Origin of the sequence: Peribacillus sp. NPDC058002 (genome assembly GCF_042886655.1) — a bacterium.
GTDB classification, from domain to species: Bacteria; Bacillota; Bacilli; order Bacillales; family DSM-1321; genus Peribacillus; species Peribacillus aracenensis.
In genome coordinates, this window is sequence record NZ_JBHVQU010000186.1 from 3,300 (window position 1) to 7,094 (window position 3,795).

Sequence of the window (3,795 nt, forward strand, 5' to 3'; positions counted from 1 at the left end):
CATGCAGGCGGAACGGAAGAAACGCTGAAACGATTGAGTATTCCAGAATTCAGAAAAAGAATCTCTGATGAATTTAAAACAAACACAGATTATGAAAATTGGGTTTTGAATTGTGGCTGGAAAAATATCATGATTACCTCCGTTCAAACGGGTTCTAATAAATGCTTAGAAGGTAAGGATATGATTGAAATTTCAGAAATCAGGCAGCAATCCCCTGAAAATGCCGCATTTGATATTCTTATTGAGGAAAAAGGGAATGTAGCAATGGTCATTCATTGGGGCTTTGAGGAAGATGTTTTGCAGAGTATGTGTCATCCGCTGCAAATGGTGGGATCTGATGGGATTTTTGGTGGTAAGCCGCATCCACGATTACACGGGACATTTCCGAGAGTATTAGGCAAATATGTTAGGGAAGAAGGAGCTTTGACGCTTGAACAAGCGATTCGTCGAATGACAGGTGCTCCTGCGCAGCTAATGAGATTAAAGGATAGGGGGTTAATTAAAGAGGGATATCAGGCAGATATTGTTATATTTGATCCCGAAAAAATTAAAGATCGAGCTACATTTGAAGAGCCGCTATTAGAGCCTGAAGGCATACATGTGGTTTATATAAATGGAAAATTAACCGTTTATCATGGGGAATACACAGGAGCACGATATGGGAAGGTGATTAGAAGGTTCCAAAGTTCAAAAATAAATAAAGTGGCAACATTTCAGGATCGATAGATAATACGCATTAATTTGCATATGGAAAGAAAAAAGAAGGATTAGTAGAAAAAGGGAGGAATAAGATGAAGCGTTACATTGGAGGGTCCCAAAATAAGCACTTTATATTATTTTTGCTGTTTGTTGGCTATCTGGTTGATTACTTGGATCGGATGGTCATGAGTGTGGCTGTTGTATCTATTAAGGAAGAATTTAATTTGGATGCTGCTGCTGTCGGGGCAATCTTGAGTAGCTTCTTCTTATCCTATGCCATCATGCAAATACCAGGAGGATGGCTAACAGATAAACTGGGTTCGAGAAAAGTCTTAATATGGTCAATCATTGTATGGTCTGTTTTTACCGTATTTACCGGTTTTGCCTGGTCTCTTATTTCGTTACTCGTCATACGTTTTCTTTTCGGGCTCGGTCAAGGAGGATATCCTTCCGCTTCCCAAAAAGGGCTAGCGGATTATTTTCCCCGGGATGAAAGGCCAAAGGCTTCTGCTTACTTGATGTCATCCAATTACTTTGGGATGGCACTTGCCCCGCTGGTGGCTGCGCCGATGATTTTATTTATGGGCTGGAGAAACATGTTTTATGTAATCGGATTGCTAGGAATATTGTTAACGATAGCTTTCTGGGTATATTTTAAACCAAAAGAAAGCACTGCTCCATTAAAAGACACTAGTGTTCCAATGAAGGAATTGCTTATGAATTCCGGATTGTGGAAAATAACTGTCATGTGGTTTGCTGCCGGAATAGTAAATTGGGGACTTTCCTCCTGGATTCCATCTTATTTGATGGAAGCTAGAGGAATGGATCTGTTGTCCATGGGTTTTTATGCAGCATTACCGGGTATCTCAACGGGAGTTGCCATGTTGTTCAGTGGATGGCTTCTTGACAGGTTTTTTAATAATTTGGAAAAATATTATGCGGCATTTGGCATGCTTATGTCTGGGATATTCCTATATTTGATGTTTACATCGACCTCCTTAGTAGCTGCAATGGTTTATTTGAATCTTTGTATGGTCTTTAAAAGCTTTGCCTTTACAGTTGCTTTTGCTTTGCCGCATAAAATCATGTCTAAAAAGGTTATCGGTTCCGCAATGGGTGTAATTAATATGGGGGCACAGGCCGCAGGTTTCATATCACCTCTTGTCATGGGCTTTATCATCACCCTTACAGGATCCTATAATGGGGCATTTTGGTTCTTGATCGCTTGTTCCGCCATTTCAATAATTGCTGCGCTGTCCATTAAAAAGAATCATCATATGGAGCAACCAAAAGATGTTGACTTATTAGCATAGTAGATGAAAAGGCGACGTATACCTGTCAAAAACGAAAACAATATGGAAAGAAAAAACCCTGGGATTTGGCCTTGAAAACCAATCCCGGGGTTTTTGGCCTTATTTAAGAAGACTCGAAAATAAGCAGGTTTATCTCTTTCCGCCCATTCATTGAAATATTTGTAGTTTTTTATAGTATCCTCAGCTACAGTACAAGCCGTTTTATAGTAAAGGCATATCGTATAACGAGGGGGAAATCTTGAAAAACTTAGAACAAGCATTTATTCTTCTATTGTTTTTTCATCCAAGTAAACCCATCTCCCTAGTAACAAATTTTTAAAAAAGGAGACGTTTAGGGAATGTGGCCAATTAAAAATGGTAAGGAAAGGATACATCAGCCGAATAAAAGTACAATACTGTCCAAGCAAGAGATGAAAGCCATTGAGTCCTGGATATCTCAAATAGGGATATTCCAAATTTATAAAACCGCTGGACAAAAAGTATCTACCGCCAGAAAAACGCTAAAGTTCAAGTATAAAATGATCGGGCATGGTTTAAACCGGGTCGTCTATGATTTAAATAATGGCTATATTTTAAAAATTGCATTGTCAGAAGTAGGATTAATAAGCAATGCAAATGAAGCTTATATATATAATAACTGTAATGAGGAAGTCAAAAAGTATTTATGTCCGGTTAAGGAGCATGGGACGGGCTGGATTATCATGAAAAAGGTGGACACGAAAGTGCCGTTTGTAATCAAGGAATATACGAAACTGATCAAGGTGGAATTAAAATTACTGAGGCACGGTATTATACCAATAGATTTGCGTTTAGAGAATGTCGGATATAACGAGAATGATGAAATGGTCGTCATTGATTACGGTCTATTCACCATGGATCTCAAAAGCCCTGTGCTGCGATGGTTTGTTTGATGATGGGGCTATCCTAATAAAATTCAAAATGGTAGTTTACAATGAGGTGATTTGGCGAAGCGGTGAATCTTGTGGACGTTCTTGATTTTATCGAATTGTCTAAATGAAAAAAGCATGTTACGAAGGACTTTTTGTGCAACATGCTTTTTTATCTAGTTTAAAGAATCATAACTGATGACACAACGCTTGCCACTTTTTTATCATTTTGAAATAAATCTGCGAGTACATAAGCAGTTTTTTTTCCGATTCTGTCTACTTTTGCTTCAACCTGTACGTCTCCTAATCTCACTGGTCGATGAAAGGTAGTATGTAAATCAATGGATGCGAAGGATTGTCCGATACTTAATTTAGAGGATATCGCATAAGCCATCATGATATCTGCTGCAGAAGTGACAAATCCACCCATTGCTACGCCAATTCCGTTAATAAACTTTTCATCTACTTTCCATACACCTCTCGCAATTCCATCCTGGGCATAATTTGCTTCAATCTGTAATGTTAGATCACAATTCGGAGGTTGTTTCCCCTCTGTTAAAACTTGTAAAAGTTCATGCCCTTTAAGTGATTTCCCCATTAAATTACCCCCCCCTTGAATAAGTTGAAACTACAGAATATTCTAACATACATATTGATGTTAAATGTCAATGAAGTTGTTAAGTTTACAAATAAAGTAAAAAAATACGAAAAAGAGAGCGGATATCTGAAATTAACTGGAATGTTTTTTAGAAAAACTTTAGGCAAAATGGCTTTTCATCGAATTTGCCTACCTACTAATAGTTTTTTTGCTTAAGCTCTTTTCGTAAAGATTGTTGTTTTTAAAACTAAACGATTTAAGGTTGATTGGAGCGCAAGTGCGAGACTCCTGCGGGAGC

The 3,795-nt window shown here is 38.1% G+C and carries 4 protein-coding genes; 3 read left to right on the forward strand and 1 reads right to left on the reverse strand.

Annotated elements, in window-relative coordinates; translation table 11 throughout:
* The 3 genes from ACFVSH_RS20930 to ACFVSH_RS20940 all read left to right on the forward strand — a co-directional run.
* Positions 1 to 726: amidohydrolase family protein (locus tag ACFVSH_RS20930; protein ID WP_387707636.1), on the forward strand; the 726-nt coding region annotated here is incomplete at its 5' end.
* Between the two features lie 65 nt (positions 727 to 791).
* Positions 792 to 2,012, forward strand: a complete 1,221-nt coding sequence (locus ACFVSH_RS20935) for an MFS transporter (protein WP_260287467.1) — start codon at positions 792 to 794, stop codon at positions 2,010 to 2,012.
* Positions 2,013 to 2,350: 338 nt separating this feature from the next.
* Positions 2,351 to 2,923, forward strand: a complete 573-nt coding sequence (locus ACFVSH_RS20940; protein ID WP_387707638.1) for a hypothetical protein — start codon at positions 2,351 to 2,353, stop codon at positions 2,921 to 2,923.
* Between the two features lie 157 nt (positions 2,924 to 3,080).
* Here the strand turns inward: ACFVSH_RS20940 and ACFVSH_RS20945 are convergent, their stop codons facing one another.
* Positions 3,081 to 3,497, reverse strand: a complete 417-nt coding sequence (locus ACFVSH_RS20945; protein WP_192204393.1) for a PaaI family thioesterase — start codon at positions 3,495 to 3,497, stop codon at positions 3,081 to 3,083.
* Positions 3,498 to 3,795: the final 298 nt, after the last annotated feature.